The sequence below is a fragment of the Nocardia sp. NPDC058633 genome (genome assembly GCF_042717045.1).
Classification (GTDB): domain Bacteria; phylum Actinomycetota; class Actinomycetes; order Mycobacteriales; family Mycobacteriaceae; genus Nocardia.
In genome coordinates, this window is sequence record NZ_JBHXRA010000002.1 from 138,770 (window position 1) to 157,895 (window position 19,126).

Genomic DNA, 19,126 nt, shown 5'->3' on the forward strand with positions numbered 1-19,126 from the left:
CGCATTTCCGTGTTCGCGGTCGGCTTCGCGCAACCGACGGGTGGCGGGGCTAACGCTGGGTGCTGCCCGCGTCGACGGGCAGCGTCACCGCGGTGATGTAGCGGCCCTCGTCCGAGCCGAGGAACAGGGCGGCGTTGGCGATGTCGACCGGGTCGACCCACGGGATGGGCAGCATGTTCATCGACACGGCGGCCTGCGCGAACTCCTCGCGGGTGGGATCGTCGAGGTCGGGCCGGAACACTTTGCGCACCATGTCGTTCTGGATCATCGGGGTGTCGACATTGGTCGGGTGCACCGAGTTCACCCGGACATGGTGCGGGGCGAGCTCTTTCGCGAGCGAGCGCATCAGCCCCACCACCCCGTGTTTGGCGGCGGTGTAGTGCGCGACGCCGACCAGGCCGCGCAGCCCGGCGATCGAGCTGGTCAGGATCATCGCGCCGCCGCCGCGCGCGATCAGGTGCGGAGTGGCGGCCTTGCACGTCTGCCACACGCCCGTCAGATTGACGTCGATCATCGTCTGCCATTGCTGTTCGGTCAGCTCCAGTGCGGCACCGCTGGAACTGATTCCCGCGGTCGCACAGACGATATCGAGACCGCCCAACTGCTCGACCCCGGCGTCGACCGCGGCCCGCAACGCCGCACCGTCGCGAACGTCGACCGTCGCGGCGACGATCCGCGCACCGGTCGCCTCGACCGCGCGCACGGTCTCGGCGAGGTCGTCGGGCGTAGCGCCCGGCGACACCACCGTCTCGACCGGTCCGCAGATATCGACGGCGACGATGTCGGCGCCCTCCTCGGCCAGCCGGATCGCCTGTGCGCGCCCGATACCGCGCGCGGCGCCGGTGATCAGCGCGATCTTGCCCGAAACCCGTCCCATGTCACACCTTCTGAGTAAGTCCGGCATCCACCACGAGTTGGATTCCCGTCACGTAACGGGACTCGTCGGATGCGAGAAAGAGCACGGCGTTGCTGACGTCGACCGGGTCCACCCACGGCACGGGCAGAATCGTGCGACGGGCCAGCGCCTGCGCCGCGTCCGCCTGAGTTGGATTCGGCAGGTCGGGGCGCAGTTTCGCGTACACCGTGTCGTTGAGGATCATCGGCGTGGCGACCGAGCCGGGGTGCACCGTGTTCACCCGGATCCCGCGCGGGCCGAGTTCGTTGGCCAGGGTGCGGGCGAGCCCGACCACGGCGTGTTTGCTCGCCGAGTAGTGCGCGGCCGCGGCCGCGCCGATGATGCCGTTGGTGGAGCTCACGATCACGACCGAGCCGCCGTCGGACAGGGCTGGAACGGCCGCGCGCACGGTGTGCCACATGCCGGTGAGATTGATGTCGATGGTGCGTTGCCAGGCCTGATCCGTCAGTTCCCAGGACGCCCCGAGGTCGGTGTAGACGCCGGCATTGGCCACGATCACATCGAGGCGGCCCAGCGCGGCGACGCCGTCGGCGACCGCTACGTCCAGCGAAACCTGATCGCGCACGTCGGCGAAGCCGGTGACGCACTGGCGACCTGTTGTCTCGACTTCCTGTGCCGTCTCGGCCAATTCGGCTGCCGCGGCCTCGATGTCGAGTGCGATGACGTCGGCGCCTTCCTCGGCCAGCCGACGGCAATGGGCCCTGCCCATTCCCCCGGCCGCGCCGGTCACCAGCGCGACGGTGTGCTGCATGCGGTTCATCGGGCGCCCCCGGAATATCTGGTGTCCACGAGCCCGACGCTAGGGTCACCGCCCGCGACATCTGCCCTGGTCCTCCCGGTCAGCGGGCGGTACACGGCGATCTCCCGACCACCGGGAACCCCGGGCTCCGTACCGACGCCGGGCCTGCGACGGTTGCTCCGCAACGCCGGTTCTGTGATCGAGGAGGACACCAGTGACGAGGGCGACTGTCGACGTTTCGCGTGGCTCGCGGGTGGTGACGCTGCGGATATCGGCGGTGATCGAGGAGACCGCCGACGCGCGCTCGCTGGTGTTCGATGTGCCCGACGCGGTCGCGGAGCGCTTCGCCTACCGGCCGGGCCAGTTCCTCACAGTGCGTATCCCGAGCGAGCGGACCGGACCCGTGGCACGCTGCTATTCGCTGGCGAGTTCGCCGTTCACCGGCGATCAGCCGCAGGTCACGATCAAACGCACGGTCGGCGGCTACGGCTCGAACTGGTTGTGCGACAACATCTCCGTCGGCGACACCCTCGATGTCCTGCCTCCGCAGGGCACCTTCACCCCGGCTTCCCTCGACAGCGATCTGCTGTTGTGGGCGGCGGGCAGCGGCATCACGCCGGTCATGTCGATCCTGCGCTCCGCCCTGGCACACGGCGCGGGCCGGGTGGTGCTGTTCTATGCCAACCGCGACCAGGAGTCGGTCATCTTCGCCGATGCTCTGCGCGAGCTCGTCGCGCGATATCCGGACCGAATCAGCGTGACGCACTGGCTCGAATCGCTCCAGGGGCTACCGACCGCGGCTCAGGTGGCCGACTTCGCCGCGCCCTGGTCGGCCTTCGAGTCGTTCGTGTGCGGACCGGGCCCGTTCATGTCGGCGGTGACGGGGGCGCTGTCCGGTGCCGGGTGGCCGCGCGAGCGCGTCACCACCGAGGTGTTCGTCTCGCTGTCCGGTGATCCCTTCGCCGAGCCGGAGCCGCTCGACCCCGTCGACGCCGAGGACGCCGCCCGCGTGGAGGTGGAGCTCGACGGGACGGTGCATGCGCTGAGCTGGCCGCGTTCGCGGACTCTCGTCGACGTCATGCTCGCCGATGGGCTCGATGTTCCCTATTCCTGCCGCGAAGGCGAATGCGGTTCGTGTGCGTGCACCGTTGTCGACGGCGAGGTCACCATGACCGACTCGGCGATCCTCGATCAGGACGACATCGACGCCGGTTACACCCTGGCTTGCCAGGCTCGCCCGCGCACCGATCAGGTCCGCATCCGCTTCTAGGGCGAAAGGTGTTCTGTGGCGACCGATACCGCAAGCTCCGAGGTCGGATTCAGCTCGGAGCGCGGACCGGTGCTCGCTTCGCTGATGCTCGCCACCGGACTCGTCGCGCTCGATTCGACGATCCTGGCGACCGCGGTGCTGTCGATCACCGACAGTCTCGGCGATTTCACACTGTTCCCGTGGCTGTTCACGAGCTATCTGCTCGCCCAGGCGGTCACGGTGCCGATCTACGGCGCGCTCGCGGACACGTTCGGCCGCAAGCCGGTGATGCTGTTCGGGATCGCGGTGTTCGCGCTCGGCTCGTTGCTGTGTGGGCTGGCGAGCAGCATGCTCGCCCTGATCGTGTTCCGCGCGATTCAGGGCATCGGTGCCGGCGCCATCCAGCCGACGACCATGGTGATCGCAAGTGACCTGTACACGCTGGCCGAACGTGCCACTGTCCAGGGCTATCTGGCCGGGGTGTGGGCGGTGGCGTCGGTCACGGGCCCGCTGCTCGGCGGCATCTGTGCCGACTACCTGGGCTGGCGGTGGATCTTTCTGGTGAACCTGCCGCTGGCCGCGCTCGCCGCGTGGATGCTGGTCCGTCATGTCCACGAGTCCGTGCCCCGGCATCACCGCAGAGTCGACTACCCGGGGGCGGTGCTGCTCACGCTGGGCGCGGGGGCGCTGGTGCTCGGGCTGCTCGAGGGCGGTCAGGCCTGGGCGTGGGGATCGCCGGTCGGCTTCGCGGTCTTCGGTTGCGCCGCACTGTCGCTCATGCTGTTCGTCGTTGTCGAAGCGCGGGCCGCGCAACCGATTCTGCCGCTGTGGGTGTTCACCCGGCGGGTCGTGATCGCGAGCAGCGTCGCCGCCATGCTGGGCGGGGCACTGCTGTTCGGGTTCACGACGTACGTACCGATGTTCAATCAGGGTGTGCTCGGCACCAGCGCGCTGGTCGCGGGGCTGGTCACCGGAGCTCTGACCCTCGGCTGGCCGCTGGCCGCTGCCAAGGCGGGAAAGGTATACCTGCGCTTCGGATTCCGTACGTGTGCGGTGCTCGGCAGTACCGTCGCGGCGATCGGTGCGGCGACGACTCTGCTGCTCGACGAGAATTCGACGCTGTGGCAGGTCGCCGCGTCGTGTTTCGTGGTCGGCGCGGGGATGGGTTTGGTTGCCACACCCACGCTCATCGCGGCGCAGACGAGCGCGCGGTGGGCCGAACGTGGTGTCGTCACCTCTGCCACCATGTTCGCGCGGTCGCTCGGCAGTGCGGTCGGCGTCGCCGTTTTCGGCGCGATCGTCAACGAGCGCCTCGATGGTGCGGGCGTGCCGACACCGCAGACCCTCTCTGCCGCAATACATCTCGTGTTCGCGAGCATCGCGGTCACGACCGTCGTGCTGGTGGCCGCGTGCGCGGCGATCCCCGGTCGGGCTTCGGAGAATCCTGTCCATCCAGCGGGAAGGCGCGGCCCGGTGCGCGGTCTCGACCACGAGCATGGGGTGGCAACATCAGACGAGAAGAGGGAACCAGGATGCTGACAACCGGCATGCGCACCGAGCTCGCCGCCGAACTGGCGCGGGCAGAGCTGGATCGGGTGGCCGTGGCCCCCATTCTCGACCGGTATCCGGGGATCGATGTGGTGGACGCGTACGAGGTCCAGTTGCTCAATATCCGGCGCAGGCTGGATGACGGCGGGAAGGTCGTCGGGCACAAGGTGGGGCTGTCGTCGAAAGCAATGCAACAAATGATGGGCGTCGACGAGCCCGACTACGGTCACCTGCTCGCCGACATGGAAATCTACGAAGACGTCCCCGTCGACACCTCGAAGTTCCTGCTGCCCCGGGTGGAGGTCGAGGTCGGATTCGTCCTCGGCGCCGACCTGCCCGGCGAAGACTGCACCGAAGCCGACGTGTTGGCCGCGACTGTCGCCTACGCCCCATCGATCGAGCTGATCGATTCCCGGATCACAGACTGGAAGATCGGGCTGACCGACACCATCTCCGACAACGCCTCCTCGGCCGGGTGGGTGCTCGGCAAGGCGCGTGTCGCGCCCGCTGACATCGATGTCACCGCGATCGACGCCGTGCTCACCCGCAACGGTGAGGTCATCGCCGAAGGCCGCAGCGACGCGGTACTCGGTGATCCAGCGATCGCCGTCGCGTGGCTGGCCCGCAAAGTCGCGCGCTTCGGTGTCCGGTTGAAAGCCGGTGACATCGTGTTGCCCGGCTCCTGCACCCGCGCCATCGACGCCCGCCCGGGTGATGCCTTCCATGCCCAGTTCACCGGGCTCGGTTCCGTCCGCCTGAACTTCGCATAGGCCATCGCTGTGCACAGGTGGACCGCAATGTTCGACACCACACCGTCGCCGCGGATACCGCAGTCGACGTCTTCGGATTCGGTTCCTTCCGTTCGTCTTCCACCTGAGCCGTCCATCTCGCCGGCCAACGCCGGCCGCCCCTAGGAGGCCGACCGTGTCCCACGGGAACGTCACCGCCGCGATCGTCGGATCCGGCAACATCAGCACCGACCTGCTCTACAAACTCCTCCGCAGCGAATCCATCGAACCCCGCTGGATGATCGGCATCGACCCCGACAGCGAAGGACTCGAACGCGCCCGCGGACTCGGCTTGGAAACCTCCGCCGACGGCGTGGACTGGCTGCTCGCCCAAAACGAGAAGCCCGACATGGTGTTCGAAGCGACTTCGGCCTACGTCCACCGCGCCGCCGCACCCCGCTACGCCGAACTCGGCATCCGCGCCGTCGACCTCACCCCCGCCGCTGTCGGACCCGCGGTGGTGCCGCCGGTGAACCTGGCCTCACTGCTGGATGCACCGAACGTCAACATGATCACCTGCGGTGGACAAGCCACCATCCCGATCGTCGCGGCCGTGTCCCGGGTGGTACCGGTGCCCTATGCCGAGATCGTCGCCTCGGTGTCGTCGGTCTCGGCCGGACCCGGCACCCGCGCCAACATCGACGAGTTCACCAAGACCACCAGCCGTGGCGTGGAAACCATCGGTGGTGCCCAGCGTGGCAAAGCGATCATCGTCTTGAACCCCGCCGAACCACCGATGATCATGCGCGACACCATCTTCTGCGCGATCCCCGACGACGCCGACCACGACGCGATCACCGCCTCCATCCACCAGATGGTCGCCGACATCCAGCAATACGTGCCCGGCTACCGGCTTTTGAACGAACCACAGTTCGACGAACCCTCGGTGGTATCCGGGGGGCTGGCGAAGGTCTCGGTCTTTGTCGAAGTCGAAGGAGCCGGCGACTTTTTGCCCCCGTACGCGGGAAACCTCGACATCATGACCGCCGCCGCGACCGAGGTCGGCGAGGTCATCGCCGCCCAGATCCTTTCGGCCCGGGTGTAAGGAGCTTGTGAAACCATGGTCTATTCAGCAGAACTCGACATCCGGATCACCGACACCTCCCTGCGTGACGGCTCCCACCACAAACGCCACCAATTCAGCACCACCGAAGTCCGCGACATCGTCACCGCCCTCGACAACGCCGGTGTCCCCGTCATCGAAGTCACCCACGGCGACGGTTTGGGTGGTTCCTCGTTCAACTACGGATTCTCCACAACCCCCGAACAAGAACTCATCAGCATCGCCGCGCACACCGCCAAGAACGCCAAGATCGCGTTCCTCATGCTGCCCGGCGTCGGCGTCAAAGAAGACATCAAGATCTCCCAGGACAACGGCGCCTCCATCTGCCGCATCGCAACCCACTGCACCGAAGCCGACGTCTCCATCCAACACTTCGGCTACGCCCGCGACCTGGGCTTGGAAACCGTCGGTTTCCTCATGATGTCGCACACCCAACCCCCCGAAAAACTCGCCGAACAAGCCCGGATCATGGCCGACGCCGGCTGCCAATGCGTCTACATCGTCGACTCCGCCGGAGCGCTTGTACTGGAACAGGTCTCCGATCGTGTCTGCGCCGTCGTCACCGAACTCGGCACCGACGCCCAAGTCGGCTTCCACGGCCACGAAAACCTCGGCCTGGCCGTCGCCAACTCCGTCTACGCCGTCCGCGCGGGCGCGACCCAGATCGACGGGTCCACCCGCCGCTTCGGAGCGGGCGCGGGTAACACCCCCGTCGAGGCATTCGTCGGGGTCGCCGACAAACTAGACATCACCACCGGTGTCGATTTCTTCGCCATCGCCGATGCCGCCGAAGACGTCGTGCGCCCCGCCATGCCGCAGGAATGCCTCCTGGACCGGCAATCACTGATGATGGGCTACGCGGGCGTGTACTCCAGCTTCCTCAAGCACGCCGAACGCCAGGCCGAACGCTACAACGTCTCCGCCGCCGAAATGCTCGTCCGCGCGGGCCGACGCAAACTCGTCGGCGGCCAAGAAGACCAACTCGTCGACATCGCCTTGGAACTGCGACGCGAAGCGTCGATCACCCCCTGACCCACCCCGATGCGATGGCCGCTTCGCAGCGGCGCGTCCGATCACGATGTCCCCACGGAGTACCCGCGTGGGGACATCGTGACTTTCCACGAAGAATGTGACACCGGCATAGTGTTGCTCGCGGGATCCGCTGTCCGGCTGGACATTTCGAAACTGTCGGCTAGCGTCTCCTGCACGCCGTTCGGGGCAGGGTCGACGTGCGAACACCGCACACCGTGCTCCGATGAAGTGGGGGATCATGGCCCAGCGGAGTCATCGCGGACGTAAGACCGGTCAGCTGATCACGCCCGAGGCCGCGGCCTCCTACGGTGTGGATCAGGTCCTTGTCAGCGGCGGGGTCTCGCTGCCCGTTCCGGCGGAATCGCTGTGGGCTCTGCTGTCGCGGCCGGAGGATATCGCCTCCTGGATGTCGGAACTCCATACCTGGGCCTGCCCGGCACCGGATCGATTCGGTGCCGGTGACGAACTCGCCGCACAGGTCCAGATGTTCCACATGCTCCACGACGTGCGCCTGGTGGTCACCGAGTTCCGACCGGCTCGGAGCTGGACGATGACGTGCGCCACGGTGTCCGGGATCGCGGTCACCTTCACGGTGGAACTCGAACACCTGCCCGAGATCTCGCGTGCCACGCTTCGCACCGGCCTACACGGTCGGGTTCTCCGGGATACCGATGCGGGCGTGCTTCGTCACGCGATCCAGACAGCGCTGGACGCGAGCGTTCAGCGGCTGGCCGAGATCGCCGACCCCGACAGAATCACCACCCGACTCCCGGTAGCCGCCGCTCCCCGTCCGACACGGGAGCGGGCCCCCGGTTTCGAGTGACGGCCTACCTGCGCCGACGACCGGATGCGACCGAGCTACCCGACGCGCACCGGCTCTTCGACCACCGCGGGCTCAGCCACGGCTTTCGCGGGGCGACGTCGGGTGACCAGGAACAGGACCACCAGCACGACAGCCAGCCACACGTAGGTGTCGCCGATGATGTGCTGATTCCACGTCCATGAGGTCTCGCGGTGTTCACCGTCGGGCAGGAAACTGTGCGGCGCGATCACGAAGACCGCGGCGACGACCACCGCGGTGACGTACCAGCCTCGCGCACCGGCGGCGGGCAGGGTGCGGGCGTGGCAGACCATCGCGAGCAACGCGGGGGCGATCCAGACCCAGTGGTGCGACCACGAGATCGGCGACAGCAACAACGTGAAGACCGCGTTGAGCGACAGCGCGATCACGGGGGCGTCGGCGGCCTTGCGCATCGCGGCGACGACGAGGACGAGCAGCAGCGCGCCCAGCACGAGCCACAGGACGTCGAAGGGCAGGCCGGTGATGTGCAGGCGGGCCATGACGGCCTGGATCGACTGGTTGGTATGGAAGGCCGAGCCGCTCAGGCCCGAGACGTTGCCGAGCCCGCCGAACCAGTAGCGGGTGGACTCGGTGGGGAGCAACGCGAACGACGCGATGGTCGCGATCGCGCCGGTCGCCGCGGCGGTCGCGGCGGCCTTGTAGTCCTTGCGGACCAGGAAGTAGAGCACGAACGCGGCGGGGGTGAGTTTGATGGCGGCGGCCAGGCCGATCAGCATGCCGCGGGGGTAGCGGGTTTTCGGGAGCAGGCAGTCGGTGGCGACCAGCGCCATCAGCAGCAGGTTGACCTGACCGAAGTCGATGGTCGAGCGGACCGGCTCGAGCAGCATCGCCAGCGGTAGCGCACAGGCGGCGACGAGCAGGGCGGCCTGCTTGCGGTCCGGGTGGTAGCGGCGCGCGACCAGGTACAGCGTCCAGGCAACGGCGGCGACCGACACCACGACGTAGAGAATCTTCGCCGCACCCCAGGGCAGCAGCGCGAACGGCGCGAGCGCGACGGCCGCGAACGGCGGGTAGATGAAGGGCAGGCCGATGCCGATCGAGGTCTTGGGCAGCTGGCCGTACATGTCGGCGCCGTCGCGCATCGCCTCGATGCCGAGGCGGTAGACCTGAAGGTCGATGAACCCGTCGGAATAGCGTTCGAAGGGCCAGATCGGCGTCCTGACACAGACGACCGAGACAATGGTGAGCAATACCGGCACCAGCCACCATGCTCGATTGATCGGGCGTGGTGAACGCTCTTGCTCGGGGTGGGTGGTGTCACTACTCATCCGCGGCGACTATACCGACTCGCGCGCGTCATCGGGGCATCGCCCGTCGTCGGGAGTGATGCGCGCAATAGCCAGGTGGATGCCGACCAGCAGAGGTCGCGCACGCGATCCCGGGTTGGTCAGTCGCCGTGGTTGTAGCGGCTCAGGTATCTGGCCATGGCCGCGACATCCTCGTCCGACCAGTCGGCGAAACGCTCCTGGAAGGCCTCGCGACGACGGCGTTCGGCCTCTTGGGCCACCGTTCGACCCGCGACCGTGGCGTGCAGGACGTGATTGCGCCGATTGCCGGGATCGACCGCGCGTTCGAGATAGCCCAGCTTCTCGAGCGCGCCGACCTGCCTGCTGACGGTCGACTTGTCGAGCAGGAACTGTTCGGCCAGATCGGTGGCAAGGCAACCGTCGCGCTCGAGGATCAGGTCGAGAATGCTGTAGGCCACCAGGCTCAACTCGGGGTGCAGTTCGACGGCGCGGCCGCGGGCTCGGCGGGCGAAGGCGGTGAGTTCCCGCTGAATGGTGTCGACAGCCTGGGTTCTTGTGTTCCGCACATTCATAGTTGTACCATACAACCATACTTAGTTGCATTTACCAACTGTTTGGAGATTTCCCTCGATGACTCGCGCACAGTTCCGGCACATCGCCGGCCATCTGCTGACCCCCCTGCTGATGTGCCTCGGGATGGCTTTCGCCTATCTCGGCGCGTTCCACCAGCCCGAGCCGAACAATCTGGCGCTCGCGGTGGTGGGCGACTCCCCGCAGTCGATGGTGCTCGCGCAGACGATGAAGGACAAGGGCGGCGCCGGCCTGGACATGGTCACCGTGCCGACCCGTGAAGCGGCCGTCAGCGCGCTCCAGAATCGCGAACTCATCGGCGCCTACGTGCCCGACGCCGCGGTGCCCGAACTGCTCGTCGCCACGGCGAGCTCCGATACCAGCGCGATGGCCGCGGAGGTCGCGTTCCGATCGGTGTCCGATCATCAGGGCGTGCCGCTGGTGGTCACCGATGTGACGACCAAGGCCGACGGCGATCCGACGGGCCAGGGCATCTTCTTCCTGCTCGTCGCGTTGAGCGTCGGCGCGTACGGCAGCGTCGCCGTGATCGGCGCGGCGGGCGCGATGTTGCGGATGCGGGTGCGCGCCACGATCGGTGTGGCGACCGCGCTGGTCGTCAGCCTCATCGGCGTCCTCGTCGCGGGTCCGGTGTTCGGCGTGATCGACAGTGCTGTCGCGAGCGTGTTCGGCATCGCCTGGCTCTACACCTCGGGCATCATCCTGATCGGCATCGGGCTGCACACGTTCTTGAAGCGCTGGACCACCCTGGCCCTGATCACCCTGTTCGTGATGCTGAACTTCACCACCTCCGGCGGCGTCTACGGACCCGAGCTCCAGAACGGCTTCTTCGGTGCCCTGCACTCGTTCTGGAACGGCGCCGACTTCGTCGAAGGCCTGCGCGATCTGCTCTACTTCGACGGTGGCGCCGGGTTCGGGTCACGCCTGTTCGGGCTGTTCGCGTGGCTGGCCGTGGGTGTGGTGCTGGTCGTGGTGGCGGGGCGGTACGAGGCACGCCACGCGCCGACGCCGATCGCGCCCGCCGCGGTCGAGGAGGAGATCGGCGAATCGGTCGCCGTCTGATTCCCCGCCCGATCAGTCGGGTCGTGCCCCGGCGAATTCCTGTGCCCGACATCCGAACACGCGGATCCGGACCAGGTCAGCAGGCCGCCGGGGGCACTGTCGCATTCCGTGGTGGTGTTGTCGTGAATCGGCCACGCCCGCACGTAGACGCGAGTACGGTGTAGCGCGCAACCGCGGACCGTCTGGCGCCGCGAGGGGGTGTGACAGCGGAAAGGGTGGGTGCCACCGATGAATGATCCCGGCGCGCAACGCCCTGGCGACCCGATTCCGCTCGATCAGCGCTATCACGGCGCCGATCCGATCGAATGGTGTGGCGCGGCGGTGTATCCCATGTACACCGAAGCCCTGCCCGTCGGGACGACGGCGGTACACCTGCGCGCGCTGTCGGTCATGGCACCCGAGGACGTGACGGGGCTCGGCCTAGGGCTGTCCGTGCACGACGGGCACGTGAACCTCGACGGGAGATCGCTGGCGGGCGTCGACATCTGGTACGAAGCCCTCGCCAGGGGCATCGACATCTCGGTGACCGCGCACGCCCCGGACGCGCTGTTCACGCTCACCCCCGTCTGGGTGGCAGGGTCGGGCACGCATCAGTCCTGGACCGGGAACTACGGGATGGTCGTCGACCTGCTCCCCGGCGGGGCATCGACGCTGTGGTGCAGCACCGGACCCGGCACCCCCGATTTCAACGAACTGGTCGTCGAACTCACCACGGGCCCGGCCGACCCGCCGAGGCCCGTCACACCCCTCATTTCCGCCGATACGACTACGCCCGTCGGTCCCACCGCAGTCACTCCCCCGGTGGCTTCCCCCGAGCCGACTGCCCTCATGGTTTCCCCCGAACCGATTACCCCGGTGATTTCGGTATCCGCCGAGCCCGAACCGCTCACCACGGATTCCGGCCCCGCGCCGACCATCTCCAGCACACCTGCCGACCCCCCGCGCTCCCCCGACCACGGTGTCGGCGGCGCCCTCCACGACCTCGGCACCGCCATGCACGCCCGCGGTGACCACGATTCGGCCCGCGCCCTGTGGACCCAGGCCGCGCAGGCAGGCCACAGCGGCGCAGCCTACGACCTGGGTGCCTTGCTTCTGCAACACGGCGAGCGCGCTGCGGCCGAACAATGGTGGAAGGCCGCCGCCCACGACGATCCGCGGGCGGCGGCCTCCCTCACCGCATTGTCCGAGCTGCCCTAGCGAGCCTGATCCGCGAGCACGGCATCAGCGTCCGTACGCAACGGGGTGAAGTCGCGGGCGGCGATGTGCTCCGGGCGGCGCTGGGGGGCCGCGAAGGGCTCCACCAGCGCGTTGTCCACGCTGTTGAACACCATGAAGATGTTCGAACGCGGGTACGGGGTGATGTTGTTCGACGAGCCGTGCATCATGTTGGAGTCGAACAGCAGCGCCGACCCGGCCTGCCCGGTGAACTGGGTGATGCCGTAGCGGGCGGCGAGGAACGTGATGTCGTCCGGCGTCGGAATCCCGATTCGCTGCTCGCGCAACGACTCCCGATAGTGCCCGCTGGGCGTTTCGCCCAGGCACGGCACGAAGGTGCGGTGCGAACCGGGCATCAGCATCAGGCTGCCGTTGAACGGGTAGTTGTCGGTCAACGCGATCGACAGGCTCACCGCGCGTGGGGCCGGCATGCCGTCCTCGGCATGCCAGGTCTCGAAATCGGAGTGCCAGCCGAAACCGCTACCACCGAAACCGGGCATGTAGTTCACCCGGGTCTGATGCAGGTACACCGGCGAACCGAGGATCTGCTCGGCGAGCCCCATGATCCGCGACTCACCGATCAGCTCCGCGATCGGCTTGCTGAGCTGGTGCACCTGGAACACCGAACGCACTTGCCCCGCAACGGGTTCCACAACCACCCGTTCGTCGCCGTAGAGCACCGGGTCGGCCGCCAGATGGCCGACCTCGGCACCGAACGCGGCCACCTCGTCGGGGGTGAGCAGGTCGGGGATCGTCGCGAATCCGTTCGTCTCGAATCCGGCCAGCTCCGGCGAGGTGACCGTGCCGGAGAGCGGGCCACCCGTCAGCGGGTCGGGTGTCGCGGCCCACACCGTCGGATCGGTGCGTTCGATGTGCGGGACCGGTTCGGACAGCCGGGTCGGGTAGCGGTCGAGCTGATCAGACACTGGCGCTGTCCTCCTCGATGATCAGTGGATACACCCCGTTCTCATCGTGTACCTCGCGGCCGGTGACCGGCGGGTTGAAAACACACAGCATCCGCAGCTGGGTGCGGGCGGTGACCTGATGACGTTCGTGGCCGTCGAGCAGGTACATCGAGCCGGGGCCCAACTCGTAGGTGGTCTCGTTGTCGAGATCGAGGAGGCTGCCCTCACCCTCGACCAGCCACACCGCCTCGACGTGATTCTGGTAGTGGAACCGGTGGACGGTACCCGCCTCGATCGTGGTCTCGTGGAACGAGAAGCCGACCTTGTCACCGCCGAGCACGATGCGCTTGCTGCGCCAGCCCGGCCCCGCCACATCCCGTTCGGTACCGGTGATCTCTTCGGTGGTACGCACGATCATGCGGCACCACCACAGACTGTGTCGATCGAGGAAACCAGCACCGACAGGCCCTGGTCGAGCTCGTCGCTGCCGAGCGTCAACGGCGGCAGCAGTTTCACGACCTCGTCCATCGAGCCCGAGGTCTCCACGAGCAGACCCTGCTCGAACGCGGTGCGGCACACCTTGCCCGCCTGCGACGGGTCGTCGAAGACGATGCCGTGCACCATGCCGCGGCCCCGGGTGGTCACCCCGGCGTGCCGGTCGGCGACCGCGCTCAGCGTGCGGCCCACGTGGGCGCCGTTCTCGGCGGTGCGCTGGGCGAGCTTGTCATCGGACCAGTACTCGCGCAGGGCGGCGGTCGCGGTGACGAAGGCGGGGTTGTTGCCGCGGAAGGTGCCGTTGTGCTCACCGGGCGACCACTGGTCGTGCTCGGGCTTGAGCAGCACCAGCGCCATCGGCAGGCCGTAGCCACCGATCGACTTCGACAGCGTCACGATGTCGGGGGTGATACCCGCGATCTCGAAGGAGAAGAACGGGCCGGTACGGCCACAGCCCATCTGCACGTCGTCGACGATGAGCAGGATGTCGCGCGCGGCGCACAGGCCGGCCAGGTGGCGCAGCCATTCGGCGCGAGCCAGGTTGACGCCGCCCTCACCCTGCACGGTCTCCACGATCACCGCGGCGGGGCGATCGAAACCCGAGGAGCTGTCGTCGAGGACGCGCTGCATCCAGCCGAAGTCCTCGATGGTGTTGTCGAAGTAGCCGTCGTAGGGCATCGGGGTCGAGTGCTCGAGCGGCACACCGGCGCCGGCGCGCTTGGCCGCGTTGCCGGTGACCGACAGCGCACCCAGGGTCATGCCGTGGAAGGCGTTGGTGAAGCTCAGGATGGTCTTGCGGCCGGTGACCTTGCGGGCCAGCTTCAGCGCGGCCTCGACGGCGTTCGCGCCGGTCGGGCCGGGGAACTGCACCTTGTAATCGAGGCCACGCGGCGACAGGAGATTGTCGCGGATGGTCTCGAGCAATTCACGCTTGGCCACGGTCGACATGTCGAGCCCGTGGGTGATGCCGTTGCTGCCGATGTATTCGAGCAGCGCCTTCTTCAAAATCGGGTTGTTGTGCCCATAGTTCAACGCGCCGGCGCCTGCGAAGAAGTCGAGGTATTCGCGGCCCTGCTCGTCGCGCAGCCAGGCGCCTTCGGCGGTGCTGAAGATGGCCGGCCAGTCACGGCAGTATCCGCGCACGTTCGATTCCATGGCCTCGAAAATGCTGGTGTCGGTGGTCGTGATCATCGTCGTTCCTCCTGGCGCTGAGCCGGTGAAATCACATACAGCAGCTCTGCCTCGTGTGAATCGGGGAAATCTTTTTCGTCGAACAGGTCGACGGTGCGCAATTCGGCACCGCGTTCCCGGGCCACCGCGGAGAACAAGGCCTGTGAGGCGGTGTTTCCGGGCGAGATCGTGGTTTCCAAGGTGGTGATGCCCGCTTCCGCTACCGAATCGAGCAGCGCGTGCAGGATGGCGCCCGCCAGGCCACGGCCACGGAACTGCGCGTCGACGGCGATCTGCCAGACGAACAATGTGTCCGGAGCTTCCGGACGCACATATCCGATGACGAATCCGACGGGCTGGCCGTTGCTGTCGGCGACCAGCGAGGTTGCGGCGAAATCGCGACACCACAGCAGGTAGGCATAACTGGAATTGACGTCGAGTACCTGCGAATCACGAGCAATCCGCCACAGCTGCGCGCCGTCGCCCAGCCGTGGATGACGCAATCTCGGTTCCGAACCAGGGGCGGCCGTATTCGCTGCCGACTCGATGGACATGGTGGACGTTGTCATATCTCTAAGGTGCCCAGCCGACTTTGCGGTCTTTGTGTCGAGCTCTTTGCGGTTGTATGACGAATCGTTGACTACGACTGCACATCGACGCGATACCCGAGACCGCGCACGGTAACCACGATGCGCGGGTCAGAGGGGTCGCGTTCGATCTTGGTGCGCAGTCGTCGCACGTGTACGTCGACAATGCGCTCGTCACCGAAAAAGCCCTGATCCCACACTCTTTCGAGCAACACGGACCGACTGAGCACCCGGCCCGGCGTCTCCGCGAGTTCGCACAGCAATCGGAATTCGGTGACTGTGAGATGGACCTCCTCGGTGCCGCGGCGCACCGCTCCCGCGTCGGCGGCGAGCACCAGCGGAGCGTGTGGATCGGCGTCGAGCACCGCCTCGACGGCGGTGTCGCGATCGGCGGTGATGCGGGCGCGACGGCGGAGCGCGCGCATCCGGGCAGTGATCTCCTTGATTTCGAACGGCTTGCTCACGAAGTCGTCGGCCCCCGCCTCCAGGGCCGCGACCACGTCGTGGGTGTCGTAGCGGGTGCTGATCACGATGATCGGCACGTCGTGATCACGCCGGATCTCCCTGATGCAGTCGAAGCCGTCGGCCTCGCCCCGCATGAGGTCGACGATCATCAGATCGGGTGGCCCGTCGTTTCGCAGCCGATCGAGGGCGTCGGAAGGCACGCCCGCCTCGGCTACGGCATAGCCTTCGTCTTCCATCGCGCGACGCAGGTCGCCACGCATCTGGACGTCGTCGTCCACAATCATGAGGTTCGCGCTCACTGTGCACATCCTTTGCTGACATGCCGGATGTGTGCCGGTGCGCTTGGGGAGTTCGCGTCCCCAAACCGACACGACATCCCGCCTTCGAGCTTGTTACCGTTCTGTTATGTACCCAGACTGGCCCCGGCGTAAACCCGTCGTAACAATTCGCCCGGTCATCAGGCCGTTCAGCGAGGCCGCTCCGATGGCATAGTCGTGGGCGTGACCACGACTTTTGCCGACATCGACGCCGCCGCGGACCGCATCGACGGATTCGTTCGCCCGATCACCGTCGCACCCGCGGCACCCGGCCCGGATCCGCTCTGGTTCGCACTGGAGTTCTTGCAGTTCACCGGCACTTTCAAGGCGCGCGGCGCGCAGAATTTCGTGCGCGCGCACGCCGCTGCGGGGACGTTGCCGGACGCCGGTGTGACGATCGCCTCAGGGGGCAATGCCGGGCTGGCGTGCGCGTGGGCGGCACGCGAGGCGGGGGTGCCCGCGACGGTGTTTCTGCCCGAGACCGCGCCCCCGGTCAAAATAGGTCGACTTCGTGACTACGGCGCCGAGGTTCGACTGATCGGTCCGGAATACAAGCAGGCGCTGGCGGCGTGCCGAGAATTCGCCGAGACCAGTGGGGCGCTGGCCGCGCACGCCTACGACCATCCGCTCGTGGCGGCGGGTGCGGGCACGTTGATGCGCGAGATCCAGGCGCGGCTACCCGGCCTGGATACGGTGCTCGTCGCCGTCGGTGGCGGCGGGTTGTTCGCCGGAACGGCGATCGCCGCACAGCACTTCGGGATCCGCACGGTGGCCGTGGAACCGCACGGCGCTCGATCGCTCAACGCGGCCCTCGAAGCAGGCCGCCCGGTCGATGTCACGGTCGACTCGATCGCCGCGGACTCCCTCGGCGCACCGAACGTGTCCGCGACGGCCTTGGCCGCCGCCCGACATCCGAGTGTGCGGTCGCTGCTGGTGCCCGACGAGGCGATCCGCGCGGCCAGGCAGCAGCTGTGGGATTCGCATCGCATCGCCGTCGAGAACGGCGCCGCCACCGCGATGGCGGCGCTGCTCGACACCGGGTCGGGCCCGATCTACCAGCCCGAACCCGGCGAACGGGTGTGCGTGATCCTGTGTGGGGCCAATACCGACCCCAGCGATCTCGTCTGACAGGCACAGACGCGCCGGCGTTGCCTGCCGCGCATGGCCACAGCGAAGCCGGAAGTACGCCTAGCGGACCAGGGCGTTCTTGGTGGCGTAGTTGGTCATCGCGGTGTTCAGGCCGCGCATGGCCAGGGTGTAGCCGTACGGGAAATAGCGCTGCCCCCAGTGCGCGAACTGGATGTCGCGGGAGGTGTAGACCCAGTAGCGGTTGCGCTCGACACCCTTGATCACCGCGGTGGCGGCTTGATCGGGGGTGACGGCGTGGCGCATGAACAGTCCGATCGCCTTCTGCAAGGCGGCATTGTCACGGTCGACACCCGCGATGTCGATGGTGTCGGCCATCGGGGTGGCCATCGCGCCGGGGCAGACCAGGCTCACGCCGATCTTGTGGCGGCGCAGGTCGAACCGCAGCACCTCCGAGACGCCGCGCAGACCGAACTTGGTGGCGCTGTAGGGGGCGTGCCACGGCAGGCCGAAGATGCCCGCCGCCGACGACACGTTCACCAGGTGACCGCCGCGGCCCGCGGTGATCATCGGGCGCACGAATTCCTCGATGACGTGGATCGGACCCATCAGGTTGATGTCGACGGTGCGCCGCCACTGCTGGTGCGTGAGCTTGTCGACGGTGCCCCAGGTGGCGATGCCCGCCACGTTCATGACGATGTCGACATGGCTGACGGCGTCGAAGGTATGGGCGGCCAGGCCGACGACCGCGGAATGGTCACTGACATCGGCCGCGTGCGCGAGGTGCACCGTCGCTCCGGTCGCGCGTAGTTCCTCGGCGGTGGCGGCGAGCGCGTCGGCCGTGATGTCGGTGAGGACGAGAGACGCCCCTTTGGCGGCGGCCGCGAAGGCTGTGGCGCGGCCGAGGCCGCTGGCGGCGCCGGTGATCAGGCAGGTCTTCCCGTCGAACTTCGTCATGGTCCCGACCCTACGGTTTGGTGAACAGATGCGTCTACGGTTCGGTGGTGATCGCGATGGTGGTCCAGCCGCCGACGTGGATCCGGCTGCCTTCACGCAGGGCGACCGCCTGCTGTGGAGCGATCGGTGTTTCGGCGCCGTCCAGGCTGGTCCCGTTGGTGGAACCGAGATCGGTGACGGTGAGCGCGCCGCGCTGATCGACCTGGATCATCGCATGCGCGCGCGAGACACCGATATCGGCGGGGGCGATGCCGAGGTCGATCTCGGGCGCGATTCCTTGCGAAGCCGATCGCTTTCCGATCAGAAACTGACTGCCGCGCAAGATGATTCGACGTTCGGGATAGAAGTCCGGAAATTCGACACGATCGGCATCGGGGCCCTTGCGGGCTTGGACGCGCGCGTAGAACTCGCGGTCGGCGAAGACGCGAGCGACCCATGTGCCGGACCGACCACTGTCCGCGATCGCCTCGGGCGCGACCGGCGTCGAGTCGATCCCACCCCGGTGATCGGGTGGTGCACCGGCCCGTGTCGGATCGGCCGACGAGCCGGACCCGGACGGGTCGCCTCCCGACACAGCGGCGGCAGCCGAATGTCCCCCTGCCCGTACCGGGTCGGGTCGCGCACCAGCGGCCGCGGCGGGTCGGTCCCCCGCGCGTGGCGGCAGGGCCGAGTCATGGCCGCAGCCCTCGCAGAAGCGGCCGCTCGTCGGCGCGTGGCACTGTGCGCACACGCGCAGCGATGCCGGGTCGGGCGCGGGCGCTGCGCCGAATGCCGAACCGCACACATCGCAGTAATCGGTCGACCGCGACTGGTGTCCGTCCGCGCACATCGGCAT

20 protein-coding genes are annotated in these 19,126 nt (G+C 67.5%); 9 read left to right on the top strand and 11 right to left on the bottom strand.

The features are described 5' to 3' along the window. Positions 1-49: 49 nt before the first annotated feature. The gene (locus tag ACFWUR_RS02775; RefSeq protein ID WP_378900877.1) at positions 50-877 is read right to left on the bottom strand and encodes a mycofactocin-coupled SDR family oxidoreductase; all 828 of its coding nucleotides are present in this window, start codon (positions 875-877) and stop codon (positions 50-52) included. A gap of 1 nt (position 878) precedes the next feature. Next, entirely contained in the window at positions 879-1,676 is a 798-nt protein-coding gene (locus ACFWUR_RS02780) for a mycofactocin-coupled SDR family oxidoreductase (RefSeq protein WP_378900880.1), read from the bottom strand. A 193-nt stretch (positions 1,677-1,869) separates the two neighbouring features. Between ACFWUR_RS02780 and ACFWUR_RS02785 the strand changes: the two genes are divergently transcribed. The 6 genes from ACFWUR_RS02785 (at position 1,870) to ACFWUR_RS02810 (ending at position 8,158) form a co-directional block, all read left to right on the top strand. Continuing rightward, positions 1,870-2,925 (top strand): 2Fe-2S iron-sulfur cluster-binding protein, encoded by a 1,056-nt coding sequence (locus ACFWUR_RS02785; RefSeq protein ID WP_378900883.1) that lies wholly within the window; start codon positions 1,870-1,872, stop codon positions 2,923-2,925. Positions 2,926-2,940: 15 nt separating this feature from the next. After that, the gene (locus tag ACFWUR_RS02790) at positions 2,941-4,443 is read left to right on the top strand and encodes an MDR family MFS transporter (protein WP_378900886.1); all 1,503 of its coding nucleotides are present in this window, start codon (positions 2,941-2,943) and stop codon (positions 4,441-4,443) included. Further along, on the top strand, positions 4,437-5,222 hold the full coding sequence (locus ACFWUR_RS02795; RefSeq protein ID WP_378900889.1) for a 2-keto-4-pentenoate hydratase: 786 nt from the start codon (positions 4,437-4,439) through the stop codon (positions 5,220-5,222). Before ACFWUR_RS02790 ends, ACFWUR_RS02795 begins: the two co-directional genes overlap by 7 nt. Positions 5,223-5,376: 154 nt before the next feature. Further along, on the top strand, positions 5,377-6,285 hold the full coding sequence (locus ACFWUR_RS02800) for an acetaldehyde dehydrogenase (acetylating) (protein WP_378900892.1): 909 nt from the start codon (positions 5,377-5,379) through the stop codon (positions 6,283-6,285). A 15-nt stretch (positions 6,286-6,300) separates the two neighbouring features. Then, positions 6,301-7,335, top strand: a complete 1,035-nt coding sequence (gene dmpG, locus ACFWUR_RS02805; RefSeq protein ID WP_378900895.1) for a 4-hydroxy-2-oxovalerate aldolase — start codon at positions 6,301-6,303, stop codon at positions 7,333-7,335. A 223-nt stretch (positions 7,336-7,558) separates the two neighbouring features. Beyond that, the gene (locus tag ACFWUR_RS02810; RefSeq protein WP_378900898.1) at positions 7,559-8,158 is read left to right on the top strand and encodes an SRPBCC family protein; all 600 of its coding nucleotides are present in this window, start codon (positions 7,559-7,561) and stop codon (positions 8,156-8,158) included. 35 nt (positions 8,159-8,193) lie between these two features. Here the strand turns inward: ACFWUR_RS02810 and ACFWUR_RS02815 are convergent, their stop codons facing one another. Together ACFWUR_RS02815 and ACFWUR_RS02820 are read right to left on the bottom strand one after the other, a co-directional pair. Then, on the bottom strand, positions 8,194-9,465 hold the full coding sequence (locus ACFWUR_RS02815) for a glycosyltransferase family 87 protein (RefSeq protein ID WP_378900901.1): 1,272 nt from the start codon (positions 9,463-9,465) through the stop codon (positions 8,194-8,196). 119 nt (positions 9,466-9,584) lie between these two features. After that, positions 9,585-10,016, bottom strand: a complete 432-nt coding sequence (locus ACFWUR_RS02820) for a MarR family winged helix-turn-helix transcriptional regulator (RefSeq protein ID WP_378900903.1) — start codon at positions 10,014-10,016, stop codon at positions 9,585-9,587. A gap of 58 nt (positions 10,017-10,074) precedes the next feature. Between ACFWUR_RS02820 and ACFWUR_RS02825 the strand changes: the two genes are divergently transcribed. Together ACFWUR_RS02825 and ACFWUR_RS02830 are read left to right on the top strand one after the other, a co-directional pair. Beyond that, positions 10,075-11,094: a hypothetical protein gene (locus tag ACFWUR_RS02825; RefSeq protein ID WP_378900906.1), complete on the top strand. Its 1,020-nt coding sequence runs from the start codon at positions 10,075-10,077 to the stop codon at positions 11,092-11,094. 228 nt (positions 11,095-11,322) lie between these two features. Beyond that, positions 11,323-12,291 (top strand): hypothetical protein, encoded by a 969-nt coding sequence (locus tag ACFWUR_RS02830; protein ID WP_378900909.1) that lies wholly within the window; start codon positions 11,323-11,325, stop codon positions 12,289-12,291. On the opposite strand, the gene thpD is transcribed toward ACFWUR_RS02830, so the two are convergent. The 5 genes from thpD to ACFWUR_RS02855 all read right to left on the bottom strand — a co-directional run bounded on the left by thpD (position 12,288) and on the right by ACFWUR_RS02855 (position 16,230). Beyond that, positions 12,288-13,235: an ectoine hydroxylase gene (gene thpD / locus ACFWUR_RS02835; RefSeq protein ID WP_378900912.1), complete on the bottom strand. Its 948-nt coding sequence runs from the start codon at positions 13,233-13,235 to the stop codon at positions 12,288-12,290. The two genes, ACFWUR_RS02830 and thpD, sit on opposite strands and share 4 nt — an antisense overlap. Continuing rightward, positions 13,228-13,632 carry an ectoine synthase gene (locus tag ACFWUR_RS02840; RefSeq protein ID WP_378900915.1) on the bottom strand — a complete coding sequence of 135 codons (405 nt, stop codon included), beginning with the start codon at positions 13,630-13,632 and terminating at the stop codon, positions 13,228-13,230. The genes thpD and ACFWUR_RS02840 overlap by 8 nt, the downstream gene beginning before the upstream one ends. Next, positions 13,629-14,897, bottom strand: coding sequence for a diaminobutyrate--2-oxoglutarate transaminase (ectB, locus tag ACFWUR_RS02845; RefSeq protein ID WP_378901545.1), 1,269 nt, complete (start codon positions 14,895-14,897; stop codon positions 13,629-13,631). The genes ACFWUR_RS02840 and ectB overlap by 4 nt, the downstream gene beginning before the upstream one ends. Then, on the bottom strand, positions 14,897-15,448 hold the full coding sequence (ectA, locus tag ACFWUR_RS02850) for a diaminobutyrate acetyltransferase (protein WP_378900918.1): 552 nt from the start codon (positions 15,446-15,448) through the stop codon (positions 14,897-14,899). The genes ectB and ectA overlap by 1 nt, the downstream gene beginning before the upstream one ends. 71 nt (positions 15,449-15,519) lie before the next feature. Continuing rightward, positions 15,520-16,230 (bottom strand): response regulator transcription factor, encoded by a 711-nt coding sequence (locus tag ACFWUR_RS02855; protein ID WP_378900921.1) that lies wholly within the window; start codon positions 16,228-16,230, stop codon positions 15,520-15,522. 201 nt (positions 16,231-16,431) lie between these two features. Between ACFWUR_RS02855 and ACFWUR_RS02860 the strand changes: the two genes are divergently transcribed. Next, complete coding sequence (locus ACFWUR_RS02860; RefSeq protein WP_378900924.1) at positions 16,432-17,376, top strand: threonine/serine dehydratase; 945 nt, start codon at positions 16,432-16,434, stop codon at positions 17,374-17,376. Between the two features lie 60 nt (positions 17,377-17,436). On the opposite strand, the gene ACFWUR_RS02865 is transcribed toward ACFWUR_RS02860, so the two are convergent. Both ACFWUR_RS02865 and ACFWUR_RS02870 read right to left on the bottom strand, forming a co-directional pair. Then, positions 17,437-18,291 (bottom strand): SDR family oxidoreductase, encoded by an 855-nt coding sequence (locus ACFWUR_RS02865; RefSeq protein WP_378900927.1) that lies wholly within the window; start codon positions 18,289-18,291, stop codon positions 17,437-17,439. A 34-nt stretch (positions 18,292-18,325) separates the two neighbouring features. Next, positions 18,326-19,126, bottom strand: a complete 801-nt coding sequence (locus tag ACFWUR_RS02870) for an FHA domain-containing protein (protein ID WP_378900930.1) — start codon at positions 19,124-19,126, stop codon at positions 18,326-18,328.